The organism is Lysobacter defluvii IMMIB APB-9 = DSM 18482 (genome assembly GCF_000423325.1).
GTDB lineage: Bacteria > Pseudomonadota > Gammaproteobacteria > Xanthomonadales > Xanthomonadaceae > Novilysobacter > Novilysobacter defluvii.
Genome location: NZ_AUHT01000007.1, coordinates 175,531 through 197,436 on the forward strand (window position 1 = coordinate 175,531; position 21,906 = coordinate 197,436).

Genomic DNA, 21,906 nt, shown 5'->3' on the forward strand with positions numbered 1-21,906 from the left:
CTGCCCCCTTGCGTCCGCCTCCTGGAAGCGCCCACGTTAGCGGGGCGCCTGCCCACCCGCAATCCGGCGAGGCTGTGGTCCCTAGTTGCGGTCGCGCAGGAAGCGGGCCATCGAAACGTCGCCGGTCCCCGGTGCCGCCGGCGGCTCGATCTCCGCGGCGATGTCGACGAAGCCGCGCATCACCGCGATCTCGCGCGGGGTGCGGTTGAGGCCGTCGCGCTGGCCCGGGTCGGCGCCGTGGCGCAGCAGCCAGCGCGCGACGTCCAGCAGCCCGTGCAGGGCGGCCAAGTGCAGCGGCCCGAAACCGCGCGGGTCGCGCACGTCCAGCCGGGCATCGTTGTCGAGCAGCAGTTCCAGCCCGGCCAGCAGCACCTGCTCGTCGGCGCTGGTACCGGGCTCGGCGCGGGCACCCAGCAACAGCAGCAGCGGGGTGGCGCCGCCGGCGTCGACCTCGAGGTCGGACTCCGCGCCGGCCAGCAGCAGGGTGTCGAGCAAGGCCAGCAGGCGGGCCCGGTCGACCGTGGCGAAACCGAACATGGCCGCACAATGCAGCGCGGTGCGGTTCTCGTCATCGCGGGCGTGGATGTCGGCGCCGGCCCCAAGCAGGCGCGCGGCCATGTCCGGAAGTCCGAGGGCGCACGAGAGCATCAGGGCGGTGAGTCCCCCGGGCAGACGCTGTTCGATCCGTGCGCCGGCGCCTATCAGCTGGTCGACGATGCCGGCCTGGCGCATGCTCACCGCCGCCGAGAGCGGCGTGGCACCGGTGTCGGCGGTGCACGATGCATCGGCGCCGCGGGCCAGCAGCAGGTCGACCAAGGCACCGTGGCCGCCGCCCGCCGCGCGCAACAGCGCGGTGCAGCCCTGGCGGTCGACCGCCTCCACCGGCAGGCCGAGGTCGAGCAGCCGGCGCACCGCATCGACGTCGCCGACGATGGCGGCCGCGGGCACGTCCGCGGACCGCAGGCGGCGGCGCGGGAGCGGCCAGCCGCGCCAGTCCAGCCAGTCCGCCAGGTCGCGCCGACCGGCGGACAATGCCACCCCGAGCGGGCTCTGGCCGTCGGCGGCGAGCAGGTCCGGATCGGCGCCCCAGGCGATCAGCTGCTGCAGCATGGACTCGCGGCCCAGCGCCGCCGCCAGGTGCAGCGGCCCCATGCCATGGCTGTCGCGCAGGTCGGGGTCGGCACCGGACTCGAGCAGGCGCGTGGCAAGCCGGTCCCACCCGAGGCGGATCGCCAGCGCCAGCGGCGGGTCGCCGGCGGGGCCCGCACCGAACGGGTCGGCGCCATGGTCGAGCAGCTCCAGCGCGAACGCCTCCGCCTGCGCTGCACGGGCGCGGCCGTTCCCGGCCGCACAGGCACCGAGGTAACGGGCCAGGCCGCCGGCGCCTGCCGGCGACACCGCGCGCGCCAGCAGCGCGCGCAGGGATCCGATCGCCGCCGGCCCGTGTGCCAGCCAGTCGAACAGCGGCGTATTGCCCATCCCGTCGCGGACCTCGGCGCTGGCGCCGCGGGCCAGCAGCCATTCGACCTGGTGCGGGGGCAGCGGCGCGCCGCCGTCGTGCAGGAGCGCGCCGAGTTCACGGGGCGTCAGCCGGGCGGCCACGTCGGCCAGGCCGGCCTCGCGGCCTTCGGCGAGCGCCTCGCGGAGCAGGGTCAACGGGGCCTGGCCCGACTCACCGTCGGAGTCCTCGCCAGCCCCCGGGAGCACGCGCGACGGGTCCAGCACGCCCACCAACGGCCAGCGTCGGGCATCCAGCACCCGGTCCAGGGCGCTGCGACCCTCGTCGTCGCGCCGCGCCGGATCCGCGCCCGCGTCGACCAGCCTGCGCAGCAGTTCCGGAGTGGCACCCTCCAGCCCGGCGACGTGCATCAGCAGGTCGCGCCCTTCGTCGTCCGGCAACAGCACGGCGGCGGCCACGTCGTCCTGGTCCAGCTTGCCGAGCAGCAGTTCCAGCACCTGCAGGTGCCCGCCACGGGCCGCCTCGTGGATCGGCTGCAGGTCGCGGTCGTCCCGTGCGGCCGGATCCGCACCGGCCGCGAGCAGGGCTTCGGCGATCACGTAGTGGCCGGAAAGTGCCGCCTCGTGCAGTGCCGTGCGGGCACCCCGCCCCGCGGCACCCGCCCGTGCCTTGTGCTTCAGCAGGAGTGCGACTCCCGCGGGGTCGTCGTCTTCCACCGCCGCGGCGGCGAGCAGCGCCGGCTGGCCACCCTCGGGTTCCGCACGGGCACCACGCTCGAGCAGGAATCTCGCCAGGCGCCAGTTCCCGGCGGCGCAGGCGATCCCGAGGGGCGTCCAGCCGTCGTCGTTGGCCGCTTCCAGCTCGGCGGCGGCATCCAGCAGCAGCGCGGCCACGCCGGGATCCGAGCTGCGGGAGGCAAAGTGCAGTGGCGTGCTGCCCTCGCCATCGCTGGCACGTGGGTCGGCGCCATTGGCGAGCAGCGTCGTCACCGCGTCGGGACGGCCGTGCCAGCTGTCGCGCGTGGCCGCCAGCAGGGGGCTCAGCCCGGCATGGGCCAGGTTGAGGTCCACGCCACGGCCAATCAGGGCGCGCAGCAGCCGCAGGTCGGGCAACACCGCCGCGAGCGCGGCCAGGCTGCGCTGGTCCCGGGCCTCCGGTGGTGGCAGCGCGTGCGGATCGGCACCCTGCTCCAGGAGCTCGAGCGCACGCTCGACGCGGCCATTGCGCGCCGCCTCGTACAGCGCCGGCTCCAGCGGGGCCGACGGGCGGGCGGCGGGAGCGGGTGCGCCCTCCCCGGCGGCCGCTGCACCGGCTTCGCGTCCGCTCCCGGCAACTTCCGCCCCTGCCGGCTCCGGCTCCGTCTCCGACAGCACTGCAGCGATCGGGCTGGGCGGCACGGATGCGCTGTCCGCTCCACCGGCCGGTCCGCTGTCGCCGTCCGCGGCCGGCGCCTCCGCTTCTTCGCCCGGATCCAGCCAGCTCATCGCAGGGGCCGGGGCGATGTACTGCAGCCACTGGTGGAGCGCGGCCGACGCCGCCAGCAGGAGTCCTGCCAGCACCCAACGCGCGCCCCCGGCGAACAGGCCCGGCCAGGCGAGCAGCAGTACCAGCGCCGCGACCAGCGCGATGCCAGCGGCCACGCCGGCTCCGCGCCAGGCGCCGGGCTCCAGCCCCGGTAGCGCCCGGCGGTGGTCGCCCAGCGAGCCGCCGTCGCGCTCGATTCCCTGCCACAGCGGCCATAGCCGCCACAGCACCAGCAGCGCCGCACCGGTTGCGGCACTGGCCAGCAGGACCGGACCGAGCGTGCCCCGCTCCAGCACCGCCGAGAACGGCCACGCCACCAGCAGCGAGAACCCCGCCGGGCCGAGTCCCCACAGCGCGAGCAGCGGGGGCAAGGTGCTGCGCAGGGCAGAAGCCCCGGGCGACTGACGCAGGCGCAGCGCGCGGGCCGTCAGCGCCAGCACCGGTTGCAGCAGCCAGGCCGCGGGGGCCGCCGCCAGCGGCGCGGCCGCGGCCACGGCGGACAGGACGACCGCAATCGCCAGCAGCGCGGCCACGAAGCGGGTGTGGGCGCCGGGCTCAGGCATCGGTGCCCCAGTCCTCCGTCAGCGGATCCAGCTCCGGCCGCGGCGGAACCTGCAGGTAGAACCCGCGGGAATCCAGCGCCGCCATCACCTGGCTTGCGTCCGCGCGTGCCAGCCGCCGCCCGGGATGAAGCTCGACCTCGAGCACCGGTTCGAGCCGGCCGAGGGACTCGCGAACCGCCGCCGGGATGCGGTCGAACGCGTCGCGTGCGGCAAGGAACACGTAGGTGTCGTCCTTGCGCAGGCTCTTGTAGACGTAGGCGTGCATGGGGTACTGCGCGGCGGGGCTGTGGAACAGGATACCGAGAACCCGCGGGAGGGCGAATACGGCAAGGCCGGCCGCGTGACCAACGGCCCGCGAGCCCGCTGGTTCCACGCTGCTACCCTCCGCGGGTTTCCCGTACTCCCGGTATCCCAGATGCGCCCCAGCCTCCTTGCATTCGCCCTGCTCCTGGGCGCCTCCCCGTGCGCGCTCGCGCAGACCCCCGGCAGCACCGGCCCGACCCCGATCACCCTGGACCAGGCCATGGCGGACCCGGACTGGATCGGCCCGCCGGTCGAGGCGGCCTGGTGGGCGTGGGACGGCCAGCGCATCCAGTACAACCTCAAGCGGGAAGGCGAGCACATCCGCGACACCTGGCAGGCCCCCGTGGACGGCGGCACCCCCGAGCGCGTGGACGGTGCCGCGCGCGCAGGACTCGACGGCCCGCTGCCCGCCTATGACGCCACGCGCAGCCGCATGGCCTTCGTGCGCAACGGCGACGTGTTCGTCCGCGACCTGCGCAGCGGCGCCCTGACCCAGGTGACCCGCACCGACCAGCGCGAGTCGCGGCCGCAGTGGAGCCGCGACGGGAACCTCGTGTTCCGCGCCGGCAACGACTGGTTCCAGTGGCAGCCGGGCACCGGCCTGTCGCAGGCGGCGCTGGTGGAGGCCGCCAAGGACCCCGCGACGGAACCGCGCCCCGACGACCTGCGCGACCGCCAGCTGCGCCTGATCGAGACCCTGGCCACCGAGCGCGCCCGCAGCGAGGCCGTTCGCGAACAGGAAGAAGCCTGGCGCGCCGTCGACCCGACCCGTGCGCCGCCGCCGGCGTACCTGGGCGAGGACGTCGTCATCGTCGACAGCGCCCTGTCCCCGGACGCCAGCTGGCTGCTGGTGGTGACCGAGGCCAAGGGCGCCGACAAGGGCAAGCGCGGCCAGATGCCGATGTACGTCACCGAGTCCGGCTACGAGGAGTTCGAGGAAGTCCGCACCCGCGTCGGCCGCAACGCCCCGCTGCCCCACCAGCTGTGGCTGGTGGAGACCGCCACCGGCGAGGTCGCGAAGCTCTCCCTGGACGGTCTTCCCGGCATCGGCACCGACCCGCTGGCCGACCTGCGCGAGAAGGCCGAGCTGCCGCCGCTGGAAGGCAACCGTGCGGTACGCGTGGAGCGCAACGCGATCGGTTCCGGTCCGGCGATCGCCTGGCGCGACGACGGCAGCACCGCCGCGGTGCTCCTGCGCGCGGTCGACAACAAGGATCGCTGGATCGCCACCCTCGCCCCCACCGCCGGCGCCGTCGACAAGGCCACGCTGGAGACCCGGCACCGCCTGACCGACCCGGCCTGGATCAACTGGGGCTTCAACGACTTCGGCTGGACGGCCGACGGCGCGCTGTGGCTGCTGTCGGAGCAGAGCGGGTACTCGCACCTGTACCTGGCGGAGGGCAACCGCGCCCCGCGCGCCCTCACCTCCGGCCAGTGGGAAGTCTCCGCGCCGGAGCTGTCGGCGGACGGCTCGACCTTCTACTTCACCTGCAACCGCGCCTGGCCGGGCGACTACGAGGTCTGCGCCGTCGACCGCGACGGCGGCGAGGTCCGCGAGGTCACGGCGCTGGACGGCGTGGAGAACTTCGTCCTGTCGCCCGACGGCTCGAAGCTGCTGGTCCGCCACTCGCGCGCCTACCTGCCCCCGCAGATTTCGGTGGTGGACGCCGCCGGCGGCAGCGCCCGCCAGCTCACCGACACGCGCACGGCCGAGTTCCGCGCCCGCAAGTGGATCCAGCCGGAGATCGTGCAGATCCCCTCGACCGACGGCGCCGGCACCATCTGGGGCAAGTACTACGGCCCCGAACAGATGGAGCCGGGCCGCAAGTACCCGGTGGTGATGTTCGTGCACGGTGCGGGCTACCTGCAGAACGTCCACGCGCGCTACCCGAACTACTTCCGCGAGCAGATGTTCCACAACCTGCTGGTGGACCGCGGCTTCATCGTGCTGGACCTGGACTTCCGCGCCAGCGAGGGCTACGGCCGCGACTGGCGCACCGCGATCTACCGCGACATGGGCACCCCGGAGCTGCAGGACTACCTGGACGGGCTGGCCTGGCTGGGCGAGCACAGGCAGGGCGACGTGGACCGCGCCGGCATCTACGGCGGCAGCTACGGCGGCTTCCTGACCTTCATGGCGCTGTTCAAGGAGCCGGGCGCGTTCAAGGCCGGCGCCGCGCTGCGCCCGGTGACCGACTGGTCGCAGTACAACCACCAGTACACCTCGAACATCCTCAACACCCCCGAGCTCGACCCGGAGGCCTACCTGCGCTCCTCGCCGATCGAGCTGGCCGAGGGCCTGCAGGACCACCTGCTGATCGCCCACGGGATGATCGACAACAACGTGTTCTACAAGGATTCGGTGATGCTGGCCCAGCGCCTCATCGAGCTGCGCAAGGACAAGTGGGAGCTGGCCAGCTACCCGCTGGAGCGCCACGGCTTCGTGCATCCGGACAGCTGGTACGACGAGTACCGCCGCATCCTCGAGCTGTTCGAGGACGTGCTGCAGTAAGGCCCCGCGGACCGGGGGCGCCGCGCAGCCGCGGCGCCTCCACCGGCCCGTCGCTACAATGCGTCGCCATGAGCGACCAAGACTTCGACCGCGTCCGGGACTACCTGACCGGGTTGCAGGACCGCATCTGCGCGGCGATCGAACAGGCCGACGGCCGGGCGCGCTTTGCCGAGGATGCCTGGACACGCCCGGATGACCGCCCCAACGGCGGCCTCGCCGGCGGGGGACGTACCCGGATCCTCCGCGAGGGCGCGGTGTTCGAGCAGGCCGGGATCGGCTTCTCGGACGTGTCGGGCACCCGCCTGCCGCCCTCGGCCACCGCCAACCGCCCGGAGCTCGCGGGCGCCTCCTGGCGCGCCGTGGGCGTGTCGCTGGTGTTCCACCCGCGCAACCCCTACCTGCCGACCACCCACGCCAACGTGCGCCACTTCCGCGCGCAGCGGGACGGCGAGACGGTGGCCTGGTGGTTCGGCGGCGGCTTCGACCTGACCCCGTTCTATCCCTTCGACGAGGACGTGCTGCACTGGCACCGCACCGCCCGCGACCTGTGCGGCCCGTACGGCGGCGAGGCGCGCTACCAGGCGCACAAGCGCTGGTGCGACGAGTACTTCTTCCTCGGCCACCGCGGCGAGACCCGCGGCGTGGGCGGCCTGTTCTTCGACGACCTGTGCGACGACTTCGAGTCCGACTTCGGCTACATGCGCGCGGTGGGCGACGGTTTCCTGGACGCCTACCTGCCCATCGTGGAGCGCCGCCGGGACAGCCAGTACGGCGAACGAGAGCGCCAGTTCCAGCTCTACCGCCGCGGGCGCTACGTCGAGTTCAACCTGGTCTGGGACCGCGGCACGCACTTCGGCCTGCAGTCCGGCGGCCGCAGCGAGTCGATCCTGATGAGCCTGCCGCCGCTGGTGCGCTGGGAGTATGGCTACCGGCCCGAGCCGGACAGCCCCGAGGCGCGGCTGCAGGACTACCTCCGCCCGCGGGACTGGCTGGCCGAGCTGCAGCCGGGGTAAGCGCAGGCGCGTCGCGTCCACGCCCGGTCGGGGCGGCCTGGAGCGGCGCGGCGGCGGCGCCTGCCGCGGCCTTTTCGCGCGCCCAACAAAAAGCCCCGCCGGAGGGGGGCCGGCGGGGCTGGGGTTGGGAACGGAGACCTGGGGAGGGGTCGTAATTCCGTTCCCGGGATCACTCCAGGGGAGGGAGAGATCGGCGACAGGCGTTGCACCTGTCGAGGGCTATATGACCATTTGAAACATGCACGGCACGTGAAGGCATCGGCCCCGGCGCAGCAAGGATTCAGGAGCAATTCAGAGGTTGGCGCATGGTCAAGCACGCCTGTTCAGTTTTGTCAACAAGCGGCAGGAATTGCCCGCCTGCGACACCTTCGCGGGGCACTCAATGCGCCTCGTCCCAGTTGGCGCCCACGCCACTTTCCACCAGCAGCGGCACCGCCAGCTCGGCCGCCGCGGACATGCGCCGCGGCACCTCGGCGAGGAGGGTGTCGACGAAGCCTTCGGCGACCTCGAACACCAGCTCGTCGTGCACCTGCAGGATCATGAGTGCCTGGTCGCGGTGCCCGTCCGCCAGCCAGGCATCGATGTCGATCATCGCCCGCTTGATGATGTCGGCCGCCGTGCCCTGCATCGGCGCGTTGATCGCCGCCCGCTCGGCGCCGGCGCGCAGGCCCTGGTTGCGGGCGTGGATGTTGTCCAGGTACAGGCGCCGGCCGAACACGGTCTCCACGTACCCCTGCTCGCGGGCCTGCTCGCGGGTCCGGTCCATGTACTCGCGCACGCCCGGGTACCGACTGAAGTACAGGCCGATGTAGTCCTGCGCCTCGCCGCGTGACACCCCGATCTGCTTGGCCAGGCCGAACGCGCTCATCCCGTAGATCAGGCCGAAGTTGATCGCCTTGGCGGCCCTCCGCTCTCCCGGCTCGACCGCGTCTACAGGCTTGCCGAACACCTCCGCCGCGGTGGCGCGGTGGATGTCCTGCCCGGCCGAGAAGGCCTGCAGCAGCCCCGCGTCGCCGGACAGGTGGGCCATGATCCGCAGCTCGATCTGCGAGTAGTCGCAGGCGACGATGCGCCGGCCCGGCGGGGCGACGAAGGCCCTGCGGATGCGACGGCCATCGGCGGTGCGGATCGGGATGTTCTGCAGGTTCGGATCCGAGGACGCGAGCCGCCCCGTCGCCGCGCCCGCCTGGTGGTAGCTGGTGTGCAGCCGGCCGGTGCCGGCGTTGATCATCTGCGGCAGCTTGTCGGTGTAGGTGCCGATCAGCTTGGCCAGGCTGCGGTACTCCAGGATCACCCGTGGGAGCTCGTGCAGTTCGGCGATCGCCTCCAGCGCCTCCTCGTTGGCGGACGGCTGCCCCTTCGGGGTCTTCACCAGCGCCGGCAGGCCCAGTTCGTCGTACAGCAGCGCGCAGACCTGCTTGGGGGAGTCCAGGTTGAAGGCGCGCCCGGCCAACTCCGTCGCCTTGTTCCGGGCGGCGAGCATCCGCGCACCCAGGTCGGCGGACTGGCGCCGCAGCTCGTCGCCGTCCACCAGCACGCCGTTGGCCTCGATCCGTTCCAGGATCGGCACCAGCGGCATCTCGATGCCGCGGTACACCTTTTCCAGGCTGGGGATCGCGGCGAGCTTCGGACCCAGCACCCGGTGCAGGCGCAGGGTGATGTCCGCGTCCTCGGCGGCGTAGCGCAGCGCCTCGTCCACCCCCACCTGGTCGAAGGTGATCTGCTTGGCCCCCTTGCCCGCCACGTCGGCGTAGGTGAGCGTGGTGTAGCCGAGGTAGCGGCTGGCCAGCGAGTCCATGTCGTGGCGGGTGGCGGTGGCGTTGAGCACGAAGCTTTCCAGCATCGTGTCGTCGGCGTAGCCGGCCACGCGCAATCCATGGCAGCGCAGCACGTGCAGGTCGTACTTGCCGTGGTGGCCGAGCTTGCGCCTGGCCGGGTCCTCCAGTACCGGGCGCAGCGCGTCCAGGACCTCCTCGGCCGAAAGCTGCGCGGGCGCCCCCGGGTAGCCATGGCCGACCGGGATGTAACAGGCGCTGCCGGGCTCCACCGCCAGGCTGATGCCCACCAGGCGCGCGCACAGCGCGTCCAGCGAATCGGTCTCCACGTCGAAGGCGAACACGTCGGCGGATTCGACCTGCCCCACCCAGTGGTCGAGCCGCTCGCGGGTGAGCACCAGTTCGTACTCACCGGGCGCGGCCAGGGCCGGATCCACCTCGGGCGCGGGGGCGGCGCCGTTTCGCGCGTACCCCGCCGCGGTGGCACGCAGGCCCACCCGGTCGCCGACCGGATCGGCCTCCACGCTGGCCCCGCCATTGCCGGCCTCCAGCTCGCGCAGCGCCTGGCGGAAGCCGTAGCGGGCGTACAGCGCGCGCAGCTTGTCGACGTGCGGCTCTCGCAGCAGCAGCTGGTCGTGGCGCACGTCGAGCGGAACATCCAACCGGATCGTCGTCAGCGCGCGGTTGAGCGGCAGCCGGTCCAGCGCCGCGCGCAGGTTCTCGCCGATCTTGCCCTTGATGGCATGGGCGTTGGCGATCACCCCGTCCAGGTCGCCGTACTCGGCCAGCCACTTGGCCGCGGTCTTGGGTCCGCACTTCTCGACACCGGGGATGTTGTCGATCTTGTCCCCCATCAACGCCAGGTAGTCGATGATCTGGTCGGGCCGCACGCCGTGCTTGCCGATCACCGCCTCCTCGCTGTCCAGCCGGCTGCCGCTCATCGTGTTGACCAGCGCGATGCCGGCGCAGGCTCCCCCGTCCGGATTCACGCAGGGCCGCACCAGCTGGGCGAAGTCCTTGTCGCTGGTCGACACCGTCACGTCGACCCCGGCGTCGGCCGCCTGCACCGCCAGGGTGCCGATCACGTCGTCGGCCTCCACCCCTTCGATGCGCAGGATGTCGATCCCCAGCGCGTCGACGATGTCGCACATGGGCTGCACCTGGCTGCGCAGCTCGTCGGGCATCGGCGGGCGGTTGGCCTTGTACTCGGCGTCCAGGTCGTCGCGGAAGGTCCTGCCGGGCGCGTCGACCACGAAGGCGACGTAGTCGGGCTTCTCCTTCAGCGTCGCGCGCAGCATGTTGACCACGCCGAACAGGGCGCCGGTGGGTTCGCCGGCCTCGTTGCTCAGCGGCGGCAGTGCGTGGAAGGCCCGGTACAGGTAGCTCGAGCCGTCGATCAGGACCAGTCTTTTCATCCGGTCGATTCTACGTGGACATCCGCGGCCACCCCGGCAGCGTATGCTGAACGGGTCCGCCCGACAGGAGTCCCGCCATGCGCACCACCGTCGCCACCGCCCTGTCCGCCCTGCTGCTGGCCGCCTGCGCCACCACCGCGCCGCTGCCCGGCGAAGACCCGACCCTGGCCCTGCAGAACCCCGAGGTGACCCGCACGGTCGCCGACAACGGCGACGTGATCGAGGAGTACCGGGTCAACGGCCGCCTGCAGGTGGTGAAGGTCACTCCCGCGCGCGGCCCCGTCTACTACCTGATGGACAGCGATCGCGATGGCAACCCGGACGAGAACGTCCCCGCGGTGTACTGGAAGCTGTTCGAGTGGAACTGACATCCCCCAAGGAGAAGCAGCCGAGATGAAAGGCTTTGTCGACGACATCGAGAAACTGACGAAGGACAACAGCGACTTCCGCCGCGTGCTCTACACCGGCAAGCACATGCAGCTGGTGCTGATGACCCTCAAGCCGGGCGAGGAGATCGGCGCGGAGGTGCACGAGGGCCACGACCAGTTCCTGCGCATCGAGGAAGGCGAGGGCGAGGTCGTGATCGACGGCACCACCCACAGGGTCGAAGATGACTTCGCCGTGGTGGTGCCGGCGGGCGCCCGCCACAACGTCATCAATACCGGCGATTCACCGCTGAAGCTGTACACCCTGTACGGGCCGCCGGAGCACCGCCTGGACGTGGTCCACCCCGACAAGCCCGACGCCGAGTCCGAGGACGAGCACTTCGACGGGCGTACGACGGAGTAGTCCGCGACCGTGGTGACTCCCGACAGCCGGCCCCGCGCCGGCTGTCGTCGTTTCAAGCCCAGCCCACACCGGACGGAGCCTTGCGCCGCGAACGCCTGCTGCCACTGATCATCGCCACCGCGCTGTTCATCGAGACCATGGACTCGACGGCGATCACCACTTCGCTGCCGGTGATCGCGGCCGAGTTCGGCGTCGAACCGGTCGCGCTCAAGCTGGCGCTGACCATCTACATGCTGGCGCTGGCGGTGTTCATCCCGGTGAGCGGCTGGGTGGCCGACCGCTTCGGCGCGCGGCCGGTGTTCATGACCGCGATCGGGGTGTTCCTGCTCGGCTCGGTGGCCAGTGCGGCCTCGCAGTCGCTGGAGGCCCTGGTGGCCGCGCGGTTCCTGCAGGGCTGTGGCGGGGCGATGATGGTCCCGGTCGGCCGCCTGGTGCTGTTGCGCAGCGTGTCCAAGGCCGAGCTGGTGCAGGCGCTGAGCTGGCTGTCGATCCCGGCGCTGCTGGGCCCGATGCTGGGACCCGTGGTGGGTGGGCTGATCACGACCTACGCCGACTGGCGCTGGATCTTCCTGATCAACATCCCGATGGGGCTGCTGGGAATCTGGCTCGCCTGGCGCTTCATCCCGCTGCTGAAGCAGCCGGTGAAGCCGCTGGACTGGCGCGGGTTCTCGCTTTCGGCAAGCGGGCTGGCGCTGGCCATGTTCGGCTTTTCCACCCTCGGCCGGCACCTGGTCAGCGTGCCGCTGGCGGCGGGCGCGCTACTGGCCGGCCTCGCCCTGCTGGCCGCGTACGTTTGGCACTCGCTGCGCCACCCGCATCCGCTGATCGACCTGCGGCTGCTGAAGCGGGTGACCTTCCGTACCGGCGTGATCGGCGGCTCGCTGTTCCGCATCGGCGTCGGCGCGCTGCCGTTCCTGCTGCCGCTGATGCTGCAGACCAGCTTCGGGCTGAGTCCATTCGAATCGGGGCTGATCACCTTCACTTCCGCGGCCGGCGCGATGTTCATGAAGACCATTGCCGGGCGCATCCTCAACCACTTCGGCTTCCGCCGGGTGCTGGTCACCAACGCGCTGGTCGCCTCGCTGATGCTGTGCGTGTTCGGCCTGTTCCGCGCCGACACGCCCTACCCGCTGATGGTGGGGATCCTGCTGGTGTCCGGCTGCTTCCGCTCGCTGCAGTTCACCAGCCTCAACGCGATCGCCTATGCCGAGGTCGACCAGGACCGCATGAGCCAGGCCAGCAGCTTCGCGGCCATGGCGCAGCAGGTCTCCCTGGCGCTGGGGATCACGCTCGGCGGCTATGCCCTGACGGTCTCGAGCCTGGCCACGGGCGAGCCGACCAGCGCGGCGATCAACTTCACCTTCGCGTTCCTGAGCATCGGCGTGGTGTCGGCGACCTCGGCGTGGATGATGGCGAAGCTGCCGAAGGATGCGGGCGCCGAGATGGCGTCGCGGGCGCGCGAGGGCCGCGAAGTGGCGGAGCCGAAGGCGGAGCAGCGGTCGGCGACCTGACTCCTTCGCACCGGCTTTCGCCACGCGTGCCGATAGTTGAAAGCCCCCCACTCGACGGAGCAGCCCCATGCCCTACGACCGCATCTCCGACCTCCCCGACTCCGTGCGCGACAACGTCCCGAAGCACGCGCAGGAGATCTACAAGGAGGCGTTCAACAGCGCCTGGGACGAGTACAAGGACGCCGACGACCGCCGTGGCGACGCCTCGCGCGAGGAAACCGCGCACAAGGTCGCCTGGGCGGCGGTCAAGCAGAAGTACGAGAAGGGCGACGACGACAAATGGCACGCGAAGTAGGGGCCGCGCACCGTCATTCCCGCGAACGCGGGAATCCACTGACGCGAGGCCGCACGCCCATGGATGCCCGCGTTCGCGGGCGTGACGTCACGCGGGCTGCAGGTTCGCGTAGGCCAGCACCAGCCACTTGCTGCCGGCCTCGTCGAAGTTGACCTGCACCCGGGCGTGCGCGCCGCTGCCCTCGAAGTCGGTGACCACGCCGGTGCCGAACTTGGCGTGGCGCACGTTGGCGCCCAGGGGCATCGGCGGGGCTTCCACCGCGGCGTGGCCGAAGTTCCGGCGCGGGGCGGCCCCGGCCACCGGGCGCGAGACCTGCACCTTCGGCCGCACCTCGTGCAGCAGGGCCGGCGGAATCTCGCGCAGGAAACGGGAGGGCACGCCGTACATGTCCATGCCGTGGATCCGCCGCGCTTCGGCGTAGCTGAGCACCAGCTTCTCGCGGGCGCGGGTGATCCCGACGTAGGCCAACCTGCGCTCCTCCTCCAGCCGCCCCGCTTCCTCGACCGACTTGCTGTTGGGGAACAGGCCCTCTTCCAGCCCGCCCAGGAACACCAGCGGGAACTCCAGGCCCTTGGCGCTGTGCAGGGTCATCAGCTGCACGCCCTCCTCGCCGGCCTCGGCCTGCCCCTCGCCGGCCTCCAGGGCGGCGTAGGAGAGGAAGGCGACCAGCTCGGGCATCGTCTCCTCGTCTTCGTCCTCCTCGGCGCGGGTGAAGCGCGAGGCGACCGAGACCAGTTCGTCGAGGTTGTCGGTGCGCGAGTCGAGCTGGCCCTTGCTCTCGCGTGCGTAGTGCTCGCGCAGTCCGGAGCGGGCCAGCACGTGGTCGATCTTCTCCTGCAGCGGCATGTCGGCGATCTCCGCCTCCAGCGTGTCGACCAGCTGCAGGAAGCCGGCCAGTGCATTGCGGGCACGCGCGGCCAGCACCGGCTCCTCGCTCAGCCAGCGCGCGGCCGCCCATAGCGGCGCGCCATCGGCACGGGCGCGTTGGCGGACCTCGTCCAGGGTGCGCTGGCCGATGCCGCGCGCCGGGGTGTTCACCGCGCGCTCGAAGGCGGCGTCGTCGCTGCGGTTGGCCACCAGCCGCAGGTAGGCGAGCGTGTCCTTGATCTCCGCGCGCTCGAAGAAGCGCTGGCCCCCGTAGACCCGGTACGGCACCTGCTCGGCCAGCAGCGCCTCTTCGAAAGCACGTGACTGGGCGTTGCTGCGGTACAGGATGGCGACCTCGCCATGGCTGCCACCGTCGCGCACCCACTGCCGCAGGCGCTCGACCACGAAGCGGGCCTCGTCGATCTCGTTGTAGGCCGCGTACAGGTCGATCGGCTCGCCGCTGCCGCTGTCGGTCCACAGCTTCTTGCCCAGCCGGTCCGGGTTGTGTGCGATGACCGCGTTGGCGGCATCGAGGATGTTGGCCGAGGACCGGTAGTTCTGCTCCAGGCGGATGGTCTTCGCGCCGGTTCCATCGGGCAGCGTGAAGTCCTTCAGGAACTTCTGCACGTTCTCCACCTTGGCCCCGCGCCATCCGTAGATCGACTGGTCGTCGTCGCCCACGACGAACACGCGGCCGGAGTCGCCTGCCAGCACCCGCACGAACGCGTACTGGATGGCGTTGGTGTCCTGGAACTCGTCGACCAGGATCTCGCCGAAGCGATGGCGGTAGTGCGCCAGCAGCGCCGGGTTGTCGCGCAGCAGCTCGTGGGCGCGCAGCAGCAGCTCGGCGAAGTCGACCAGGCCGGCGCGCTCGCAACGCTCCTGGTAGGCCTCGTAGCAGCGCCGCATCACGTCGGCCCACAGGTCTCCCGGGGCCGCCTGCAGGTGCTGCGGACGGCGCCCTTCGTCCTTCTGTGCGTTGATCCACCAGGCGATCTGGCGCGGCGGGAAACGGCTGTCGTCCAGCTCCAGCGCCTGCACGACGCGCTTCACCAGCCGCAGCTGGTCGTCGGAGTCCAGCACCTGGAAGCCTTCCGGAAGCTTCGCCTCGCGCCAGTGCAGTCGCAGCAGGCGGTGGGCGATGCCATGGAAGGTCCCGATCCACATGCCGCGGGTGCCGCCGCCCAGCTGGGCATCAACGCGGTGGCGCATCTCCGCCGCCGCCTTGTTGGTGAAGGTCACCGCGAGGATGCCGTGTCGCGGCACCCCGAAGACCTCGTGCAGCCAGGCGATGCGGTGGGTCAGCACGCGGGTCTTGCCGGAGCCGGCGCCGGCGAGGACCAGGTAGTGGCCGGGGGGCGCGGACACGGCCTCGCGCTGGGCCGGGTTCAGCCCGTCGAGCAGGTGGGAAACGTCCATCGCGCCATTCTACCGGCGCGGGCCGGTCAGGCCGGGGGCGCGTCCGCCGGCTCGCCCCGGGCACGCGCGGACTGGCGGATCAGCCCACGCAGTTCACCTTCCAGCCGTCCGATCTGCCGCTCGAGCCGCTCGACGTCGCCCACCTCCACATCGACCAGCCCGGCCAGCAGGCTGGAGACCCCGTCCAGCCGCGCCTTCTGCTCCTGCAGCCGGCGCCTCTGGTAGCGGTCCTCCAGCTCCGCCAGCTCTGCCCCGCGGGCGCGGGCGCGGCTGCGCTGCTCGCGCAGGATCTGGTGCAGCCGCTCGGCGCCGTGCAGGTCGGCACGGCTCCAGGGCCGGCTCCGCCCCCGGACCTCTTCCTTCCACAGGGCGAAGCTGCGCCGCGGCGCCAGGCGCACGCCGTCGTCGGTCGGCACCATCGCCTTGTGCGGCTCGCCGGCCCAGTGGACCTGCCCCGCCTGCCCGCACCGGAACAGGAACAGCCACTCCCCCGGTGCCCCGAGGGGAATCGCCAGCACGCCAGCCAGGCCGTGGGCGTCCAGCCCCGGACCTTCCCAGTCGGCTGCGGCATCGGTGTGCGGCACGGGCGCGCCCTCGCCGGCTGCCGCCCACCCGAGCAGGGAGGACAGCTCACCCGTGGGCACGAGCCCGTCCTGGTGCCAACGCCCTCCCAGCCGCAGCATGGCGCCGTCGCATTCGAGCACGCCACGGGCCTGTGCCAACTCGCCAGACAGCGCCAGGTCGAAGTCGCTGGCGCTCGCCAGCCGCAGCACCAGCGCATCGCGCAGCTGCTGCGCCCGGTCGAACCGTTCGACCGCCAGTTCCTGCTCGCGCGCGGCGACGCGCATCGACACGAACATGCCGAACAGGTCCGCCGCCACCCGGGTCGCCGCCGGCACCCTGCGGGGGCTGCGATGGTGGCAGGCGACCAGGCCCCAGAGCCGGCCGCCGCTGATGATGGAGATCGACATCGAGGCCGCCACGCCCATGTTGCGCAGGTACTCCAGGTGCACCGGCGCGACGCTGCGCAGCACGTGCTGGCTCATGTCCAGGGGTTCATCGCCCGCGGTGGCGGGCAGGACGGGCACCGGGGTGTAGCTGGCGTCGGGGATGATGCGGATGCGGTTGCGCAGGTACAGGCGCCGGGCCGGCGGCGGGATGTCGGTCGCCGGGTAGCGCAGGCCCAGGTAGGGCTCCATGCCGTCGGCATGCACCTCCGCGATCACCTCGCCGGAGTCGTCCTCGCGGAACCGGTACACCATCACCCGGTCATAGCCGGTCAGCTCGTGCACCTGCCGCGCGACCGCGCCGAAGAAGCCCGGCCAGTCCCCCGCCACGTCCAGCCCGGAGATCATGCGCTGCGCCAGCGCAGTCGGCGGCAGCCTGCCCGCGTCGCGCGGCTGCGGCTCCAGTTCGATGTGCAGCAGGTCCTGCGCCGCGTGGGCGGTCACGTCGCAGACGGTCATCAGCGCCCCGATGTTGGCGGTGCACACGCGCTGCGCGGTGTCGACGCCGGCGGCGGCAACCGCGTCGGAGATGCGCTGCAGCACGTCCGCTTCGACGAACTCCTGCAACGGCATGCCCGGGAGCGACTCCGTCGGCACCCCCAGCAGCCCGCCCAGGTTCTCCGAGACATGGCGGATGGTCCAGTCCGACCGGCTGCAACTGACGAGGTAGCCGTGGGCCTGGATGGCGCCGGCGTACTGGACCGGTTCGGTCAGGCAATCCGCGGTGAGGGGGGATCGGGCGGAGGAATGGCTCATCGCGACGGCGCCTCCAGGGCGCGGGAAAAGGAGTGCTCGGCGGCTTCGAACGCAAGCCGTGCGGCGGCGACGCAGCGGTCGCGCCCCTCCGCATCGAGGCCCGCTTCCGACAGCCGCTGCAGGCACTCGGGCCACAGGCCACTGTCGGCGTACCCGGCCAGGAATTCACAACGCGGCAGCGGCTGCAGCTGCACCACCCGCCGGCGCAGCATGCGCGCGCCGACCGAGGCACCGGCGGTCACATACCCCCAGCCGAGCCGCCCGGCTTCGTCTGCGCCGACGGGCGCACCCGGATCGACACCGTGGACACAGGCCCCGGCGGACTCCAGGTCCCGGTCCAGCGCCTGCAGGAGTGGCGGCAGCGCCGGCTCCCGGTCCAGCACCGCCGCCGCAGCGGCCAGGAACCCGCGCATGCCCTTCAGGTAGTCGACGTACGCCGCGTGCGAGTCCAGCGGACCGACCTGCGCATCCACCCTCGCGTGGGCCGCGGCCGTTGCCTGCCGCAACAGCTCGCGCAATGGAAGTAGGGGGGACATGTGGGCAGCATACGGCACGCGCGACGTATAGAGTCCCGACAGGGAACGGACGACGCAGAAGGGGATGGGGAATGCGAACGACGCTCGTGCTTGCCGCAGCACTGTTGACCGCCGGCCACGCGCTTTCCGTCGCGCCGGCGAACGAAGCGCCCGCGGCACCGGTCGTGCAGTCCGTGGACGCCGGATCGCTCCTGGATTGGGTCGACAGTGTCTCGGGTGAAATGTCCCCCACGCGGATCGCCGAGGCCCTCCGCGAGCGTTACCTCGAGGCGTATGGCGGCGCTCGTCCCTCGGCCATGGATGACCAGGCCCTGGCGGCGATGTTCGGGGCGCTGGAGGTCGTCGCCTTCCACTCGAGTGGCGCGGCACCGGCGAGGGAGCTGCTGTCGCTCGCCAGCGAGCTTGAGCGCCGCTCGCTGGCGACCGCGCAACAGCTCGAAACCGTGCACGCTGCCCTCGTCGCCGCACGGTTGCTCGATGAAGCGCGCGCATTCCATGACGCGCACCCGGACCTGGAAGCCCGGCGGGTGCCCGCAGTCGAGGACCGGACCACGCAGCCGGGGGGCGACCCCCCCGTACTGGTGTGGGATGCGGGCCGCGGCATGCTGGTCCGCGAGTCCGTCGACCTCGACGCGGAGTACCAGGTACTCGTGGTCTCGCATCCCTCGTGCGGGTTCTCGCAAGCCGCCTCCGGGGCCATCCGGGATGATCCGGAGCTGGGTCCCCTGTTCGAGCGCCACGCGACCTGGATCGTCGCTCCCCCGGGCAACCTGCCGCTGGACGCGATCGAGCGCTGGCAGTCCGCGCAGCCTGCCCAGCGGATCGCACTGATCGACAGCCCGCCGACATGGAGCTTCATCGAGGTCGGGCAAACCCCGACGTTCTACTTCCTCCGCAACGGCGATGTAGTCGAACGCGTGCAGGGGTGGCCCGACGAGGGCAACCGGGAGGCGCTGGTCGCAGCGCTACAGGGCATCGGCGCGATGCCGGTCCGCGACGGCGGCCCGGTGGAAAGCCGGGGCGACAACATCGAGTCCCGCGGTGGTACGGCAATCCCCGTCGACACCTACAACCAGCAGGTCGACGAACTGGCCGTCGGCCCCTGCGACGAGGGTGCCTGCGACACGCCGCCCCGCCTGGTACAGGGCGTCGCACCCGTATACCCGCCAGCCGCGGTGCTGGCGGAAATCGAGGGCTCCGCGTCAGTCCTGTTCGACCTCGACGCGGACGGCCGGGTGGTCAATGCCGTAGTGGAAGAGGCGACCCACCCGGCGATGGGCGAGTCCGCGCTGGCGGCACTGGCGCAGTGGCGATTCGAGCCGGCCCGGCTCCAGGGGCGCCCGGTACCGCTGCGCCAACTGCGGCAGGTGTTCCCGTTCCAGCTGGTCGGACCCGCCGTGCCCCCGGCCAGCCCCGACGACTGGGGACTGTTGCAGTCGCATCCGATCGAGGTCTGCAAACCGGAAGGACAGCGGCGCTACCTCGCCCGCCTGGTATGCCCGAACCGGCAGCACCCGGAGTTCCGCAGGGTGGGCAGCGTCGGTCCCCGCGCGCCGATCCCGGAGGCGGTCCTGGAGGCGCACCTCGCCCGCTGGCTCGCGGCCGCATCGGCCTACCAGGGCCTCGAGGCCGGAGACCCCGACTACCACATGGTCGACCACTACGAACTGGACTGCGGGGATTCCAGCACCAGCCTCTACCTGGACATGTACCACTGCGACGCACCGCCGCCGGATGCCGCGCCGCGGGGTTTCGACCTGCTGTACTGAGGACGGCGCCGGGGGCGGGCCCGCCCGGCTACCGCCCCTTCATCCGGTACTGCGCCGGCGGCTCCGCCCCCATCAGGTGCCGGACGAAGTAGTCCCAGCGCCGGCGGGTCATGTAGCCGTCGTCCTCGCCGAAACCGTGCCGGGCGTGCGGGAACAGGAGCAGGTCGAAGTCCTTGTTGGCCTTGATCAGCGCGTCGACCACCAGCAGGGTGTTCGTCGCCGGGACGTTGTCGTCCATCATGCCGTGGGCCAGCAGCAGCTTGCCCTTGAGGTTGCCGGCGCGGGCCTGGTTGGCCTGGTCGGCGTAGATCTCGCCGCCGTCGCCGTCCGCGACCTCCAGGTCCATCCACTTCTCGATCCAGTCATCCTCGTAGGCGCGGTTGTCGTGGTTGCCGGCCTGGGAGACGCCGACCTTGTAGAAGTCGGGATAGCTGAAGAGGGCGTCGGCGGTCGCATAGCCGCCGCCGGAGTGGCCCCACACGCCAACGCGATCGAGGTCGATCCACGGGTGGCGATCCGCCAGCTGCTTCAGCCCGGCGACCTGGTCAGGCAACGTGTTGTCGCCAATGTCGCCGTTGAAGGCATCGTGGAAGGACTTGGAGCGCCATGGGGTGCCCAGGCCGTCGATGGCAACCACGATGAAGCCCAGCTCGGCCAGCGCCTGGTGGTCGCGGCGGGCCGGGCTGAAGCTGCGCGACCCGACCGAGCCGGTCTGCGGGCCGGGGTAGATGTAGTTGACCACCGGGTACTTGCGCGAGGCATCGAAGCCCGTCGGCTTGAACAGCATCCCATGCAGGTCGGTCACGCCATCGCGCGCCTTGACCGTGAACGACTCGGGCGGGACCCAGCCGGCCGCGTACAGCCGGCTGGCGTCGGCCTCGGCGACGGTCGCCACCACGCGCCCGTCGTCGCTGCTGCGCAGCACCGTCACCGGCGGCGTGGAAGGCGTGGAGTACGCATCGACGAAGTGGCCGCCGTCCGGCGACAGGAACACGGCGTGGTCGGCGTCCTCCGGGGTGAGCAGCACCGGCTCGCCCCCGTCGAGACCCACCTTGTAGAAATGCTGGTAGTACGGGTCGCGGCCCGTCTCCATGCCGACGCCGCGGAACCACACCGTCCTGGTCTCCGGGTCCACCCGCAACACCTGGGTAACGTTGCCCTCGCCGCCGGTCACGGCGTGCTTGAGCTCGCCGTCCAGGCCATACAGGTAGAGGTGTCCCCAGTCGCTGCGCTCGGAGAACCAGAGGAACTCCCCGCTGCCGGGCAGGTAGTGCCAGTTGACCTTGCCGTTGCCGCTCTCGAAGTAGGTCGGCACGTGCTCGTGGTACACCGTGCGCACCTCGCCGGTCGCGGCGTCGGCGATGCGCACCCAGGTGTCGCGATGGTCGCGCGAGGTGGAGGCGAAGGCCAGCGTGCTGCCGTCCGGCGCCCACTGCACGTCCTCCCAGCCGCCGCTGCAGCTGATGTGGTCACACAGCGTGGAGCGGTGGAAGTCCGGCTCCATGTCCAGCCGCACGAGCTCCCGCGCCGGCACGTCGATGACCACGCGCTCGATCATGTTGACGTGCTGGTCCCCGGCGAACGGGTACTTCCAGCGCTCGATCTCCGGCGCACCCGGACGGGCGCGGACCAGCACCATTTCGTTCACCTCGCGCTGGTCGAGGCGGAAGGTGGCGATCTTCGTCGAATCGGGCGACCAGACCAGGATCGCGCGGTCGCTGTGGGTCCAGCCCGCATTGTCGGTGGCGTAGCCATGGTGCTCGGCGCCGTCGGTGGTGAGCTGCGTCTCCTCACCGGTCCGCAGGTCGCGCACCCACAGGTTCCAGTCGCGGATGAAGGCACCCAGGCGACCATCGGGAGACTCGGTTACGGGCTCGTCGCCGCCGGGCAGGCCGATCGCCTCGCAGGTGGCGCCGGCATCGATGCCACACAGGTAGTGCGTGCCATCCACGAGCAGCCGGAGCCGGTCGTCTCCGGCGAGCTCGATGGACCGGATGTCCAGGTCGCCGGCCTTCCGGGTGCCCTCGCCCGGCGCGGGGAGCGCCGCGGCGATTGCGTCGTGGTCGAACGCATCGCGCGCCTCGCCCGCGGAGACGTCGAAGATCCGGTAGCGGACCCCGTCCGCGTCCCGCTCGCGGTACCAGAAGCGCTCGCCGTCGAGCCACTCGACCCGGGTCACCGCATGGTCGAGCAGGGGCGTGGTGTTGTGGCCGAGGAAGGCTTCGGCCCGGGCGTAGTCGTCTTCGGTCAGCATCGTGGGCGCGTGGGGCTGGACGGGCGAGGCGGCGGCCGAGGTGGCGACCAGGCAGCCGAGGGCGGCGCCGAGGAAGCCGGCGTGGGTATTGGTCATCGGGGTCCCCGTGGAAACAGAGCTGGACGCATCCGCCCAACCT

Annotated in this window: 14 protein-coding genes; 7 read left to right on the top strand and 7 right to left on the bottom strand. The window is 71.7% G+C overall.

Features of this window, described 5'->3' with window-relative positions; genetic code table 11:
* Positions 1-81: 81 nt before the first annotated feature.
* Together G545_RS0107345 and G545_RS0107350 are read right to left on the bottom strand one after the other, a co-directional pair.
* Positions 82-3,546, bottom strand: coding sequence for an ankyrin repeat domain-containing protein (locus G545_RS0107345; RefSeq protein WP_027069814.1), 3,465 nt, complete (start codon positions 3,544-3,546; stop codon positions 82-84).
* Entirely contained in the window at positions 3,539-3,811 is a 273-nt protein-coding gene (locus G545_RS0107350) for a YcgL domain-containing protein (RefSeq protein WP_027069815.1), read from the bottom strand. Before G545_RS0107350 ends, G545_RS0107345 begins: the two co-directional genes overlap by 8 nt.
* Before the next feature lie 150 nt (positions 3,812-3,961).
* Between G545_RS0107350 and G545_RS0107355 the strand changes: the two genes are divergently transcribed.
* A complete protein-coding gene (locus tag G545_RS0107355) occupies positions 3,962-6,361 on the top strand; it encodes a S9 family peptidase (RefSeq protein WP_027069816.1) in 2,400 nt (799 codons plus the stop codon).
* Between the two features lie 68 nt (positions 6,362-6,429).
* Positions 6,430-7,374: an oxygen-dependent coproporphyrinogen oxidase gene (hemF, locus tag G545_RS0107360; protein WP_027069817.1), complete on the top strand. Its 945-nt coding sequence runs from the start codon at positions 6,430-6,432 to the stop codon at positions 7,372-7,374.
* A 379-nt stretch (positions 7,375-7,753) separates the two neighbouring features.
* Here hemF and polA read toward each other — a convergent pair whose 3' ends face one another.
* Entirely contained in the window at positions 7,754-10,564 is a 2,811-nt protein-coding gene (polA, locus tag G545_RS0107365; RefSeq protein WP_027069818.1) for a DNA polymerase I, read from the bottom strand.
* Positions 10,565-10,641: 77 nt separating this feature from the next.
* On the opposite strand from polA, the gene G545_RS0107370 reads away from it, so the two are divergent.
* The 4 genes from G545_RS0107370 (at position 10,642) to chaB (ending at position 13,159) form a co-directional block, all read left to right on the top strand.
* Positions 10,642-10,932, top strand: a complete 291-nt coding sequence (locus G545_RS0107370) for a DUF2782 domain-containing protein (protein ID WP_027069819.1) — start codon at positions 10,642-10,644, stop codon at positions 10,930-10,932.
* Positions 10,933-10,957: 25 nt separating this feature from the next.
* Positions 10,958-11,353 (top strand): cupin domain-containing protein, encoded by a 396-nt coding sequence (locus tag G545_RS0107375; protein WP_027069820.1) that lies wholly within the window; start codon positions 10,958-10,960, stop codon positions 11,351-11,353.
* 41 nt (positions 11,354-11,394) lie between these two features.
* Complete coding sequence (locus G545_RS0107380) at positions 11,395-12,864, top strand: MFS transporter (protein ID WP_269429825.1); 1,470 nt, start codon at positions 11,395-11,397, stop codon at positions 12,862-12,864.
* Between the two features lie 67 nt (positions 12,865-12,931).
* Positions 12,932-13,159 carry a putative cation transport regulator ChaB gene (chaB, locus tag G545_RS0107385; RefSeq protein ID WP_027069822.1) on the top strand — a complete coding sequence of 76 codons (228 nt, stop codon included), beginning with the start codon at positions 12,932-12,934 and terminating at the stop codon, positions 13,157-13,159.
* 87 nt (positions 13,160-13,246) lie between these two features.
* Here the strand turns inward: chaB and uvrD are convergent, their stop codons facing one another.
* The 3 genes from uvrD to G545_RS15625 are packed head-to-tail and all read right to left on the bottom strand — an operon-like array spanning position 13,247 to position 17,744.
* On the bottom strand, positions 13,247-15,445 hold the full coding sequence (gene uvrD, locus G545_RS0107390) for a DNA helicase II (RefSeq protein ID WP_027069823.1): 2,199 nt from the start codon (positions 15,443-15,445) through the stop codon (positions 13,247-13,249).
* A gap of 26 nt (positions 15,446-15,471) precedes the next feature.
* Positions 15,472-17,208 (bottom strand): GAF domain-containing protein, encoded by a 1,737-nt coding sequence (locus G545_RS14005; RefSeq protein ID WP_052106571.1) that lies wholly within the window; start codon positions 17,206-17,208, stop codon positions 15,472-15,474.
* Positions 17,205-17,744: a biliverdin-producing heme oxygenase gene (locus G545_RS15625; protein ID WP_154656536.1), complete on the bottom strand. Its 540-nt coding sequence runs from the start codon at positions 17,742-17,744 to the stop codon at positions 17,205-17,207. The genes G545_RS14005 and G545_RS15625 overlap by 4 nt, the downstream gene beginning before the upstream one ends.
* Before the next feature lie 71 nt (positions 17,745-17,815).
* Here G545_RS15625 and G545_RS0107405 point away from each other — a divergent pair, with 71 nt between their 5' ends.
* Positions 17,816-19,513 (top strand): energy transducer TonB, encoded by a 1,698-nt coding sequence (locus G545_RS0107405; RefSeq protein WP_161625778.1) that lies wholly within the window; start codon positions 17,816-17,818, stop codon positions 19,511-19,513.
* A 28-nt stretch (positions 19,514-19,541) separates the two neighbouring features.
* Here the strand turns inward: G545_RS0107405 and G545_RS0107410 are convergent, their stop codons facing one another.
* The gene (locus tag G545_RS0107410) at positions 19,542-21,863 is read right to left on the bottom strand and encodes a S9 family peptidase (protein ID WP_027069826.1); all 2,322 of its coding nucleotides are present in this window, start codon (positions 21,861-21,863) and stop codon (positions 19,542-19,544) included.
* Positions 21,864-21,906: the final 43 nt, after the last annotated feature.

Bases quoted from the DNA above. Each gene is read 5' to 3' on its own strand.
- G545_RS0107345 (WP_027069814.1), bottom strand. From the start codon at position 3,546: ATGCCTGAGCCCGGCGCCCACACCCGCTTCGTGGCCGCGCTGCTGGCG.
- polA (WP_027069818.1), bottom strand. From the start codon at position 10,564: ATGAAAAGACTGGTCCTGATCGACGGCTCGAGCTACCTGTACCGGGCC.
- G545_RS15625 (WP_154656536.1), bottom strand. From the start codon at position 17,744: ATGTCCCCCCTACTTCCATTGCGCGAGCTGTTGCGGCAGGCAACGGCC.
- hemF (WP_027069817.1), top strand. From the start codon at position 6,430: ATGAGCGACCAAGACTTCGACCGCGTCCGGGACTACCTGACCGGGTTG.
- G545_RS0107370 (WP_027069819.1), top strand. From the start codon at position 10,642: ATGCGCACCACCGTCGCCACCGCCCTGTCCGCCCTGCTGCTGGCCGCC.
- G545_RS0107405 (WP_161625778.1), top strand. From the start codon at position 17,816: ATGCGAACGACGCTCGTGCTTGCCGCAGCACTGTTGACCGCCGGCCAC.
- G545_RS0107350 (WP_027069815.1), bottom strand. From the start codon at position 3,811: ATGCACGCCTACGTCTACAAGAGCCTGCGCAAGGACGACACCTACGTG.
- G545_RS14005 (WP_052106571.1), bottom strand. From the start codon at position 17,208: ATGAGCCATTCCTCCGCCCGATCCCCCCTCACCGCGGATTGCCTGACC.
- G545_RS0107375 (WP_027069820.1), top strand. From the start codon at position 10,958: ATGAAAGGCTTTGTCGACGACATCGAGAAACTGACGAAGGACAACAGC.
- G545_RS0107410 (WP_027069826.1), bottom strand. From the start codon at position 21,863: ATGACCAATACCCACGCCGGCTTCCTCGGCGCCGCCCTCGGCTGCCTG.
- chaB (WP_027069822.1), top strand. From the start codon at position 12,932: ATGCCCTACGACCGCATCTCCGACCTCCCCGACTCCGTGCGCGACAAC.
- uvrD (WP_027069823.1), bottom strand. From the start codon at position 15,445: ATGGACGTTTCCCACCTGCTCGACGGGCTGAACCCGGCCCAGCGCGAG.
- G545_RS0107355 (WP_027069816.1), top strand. From the start codon at position 3,962: ATGCGCCCCAGCCTCCTTGCATTCGCCCTGCTCCTGGGCGCCTCCCCG.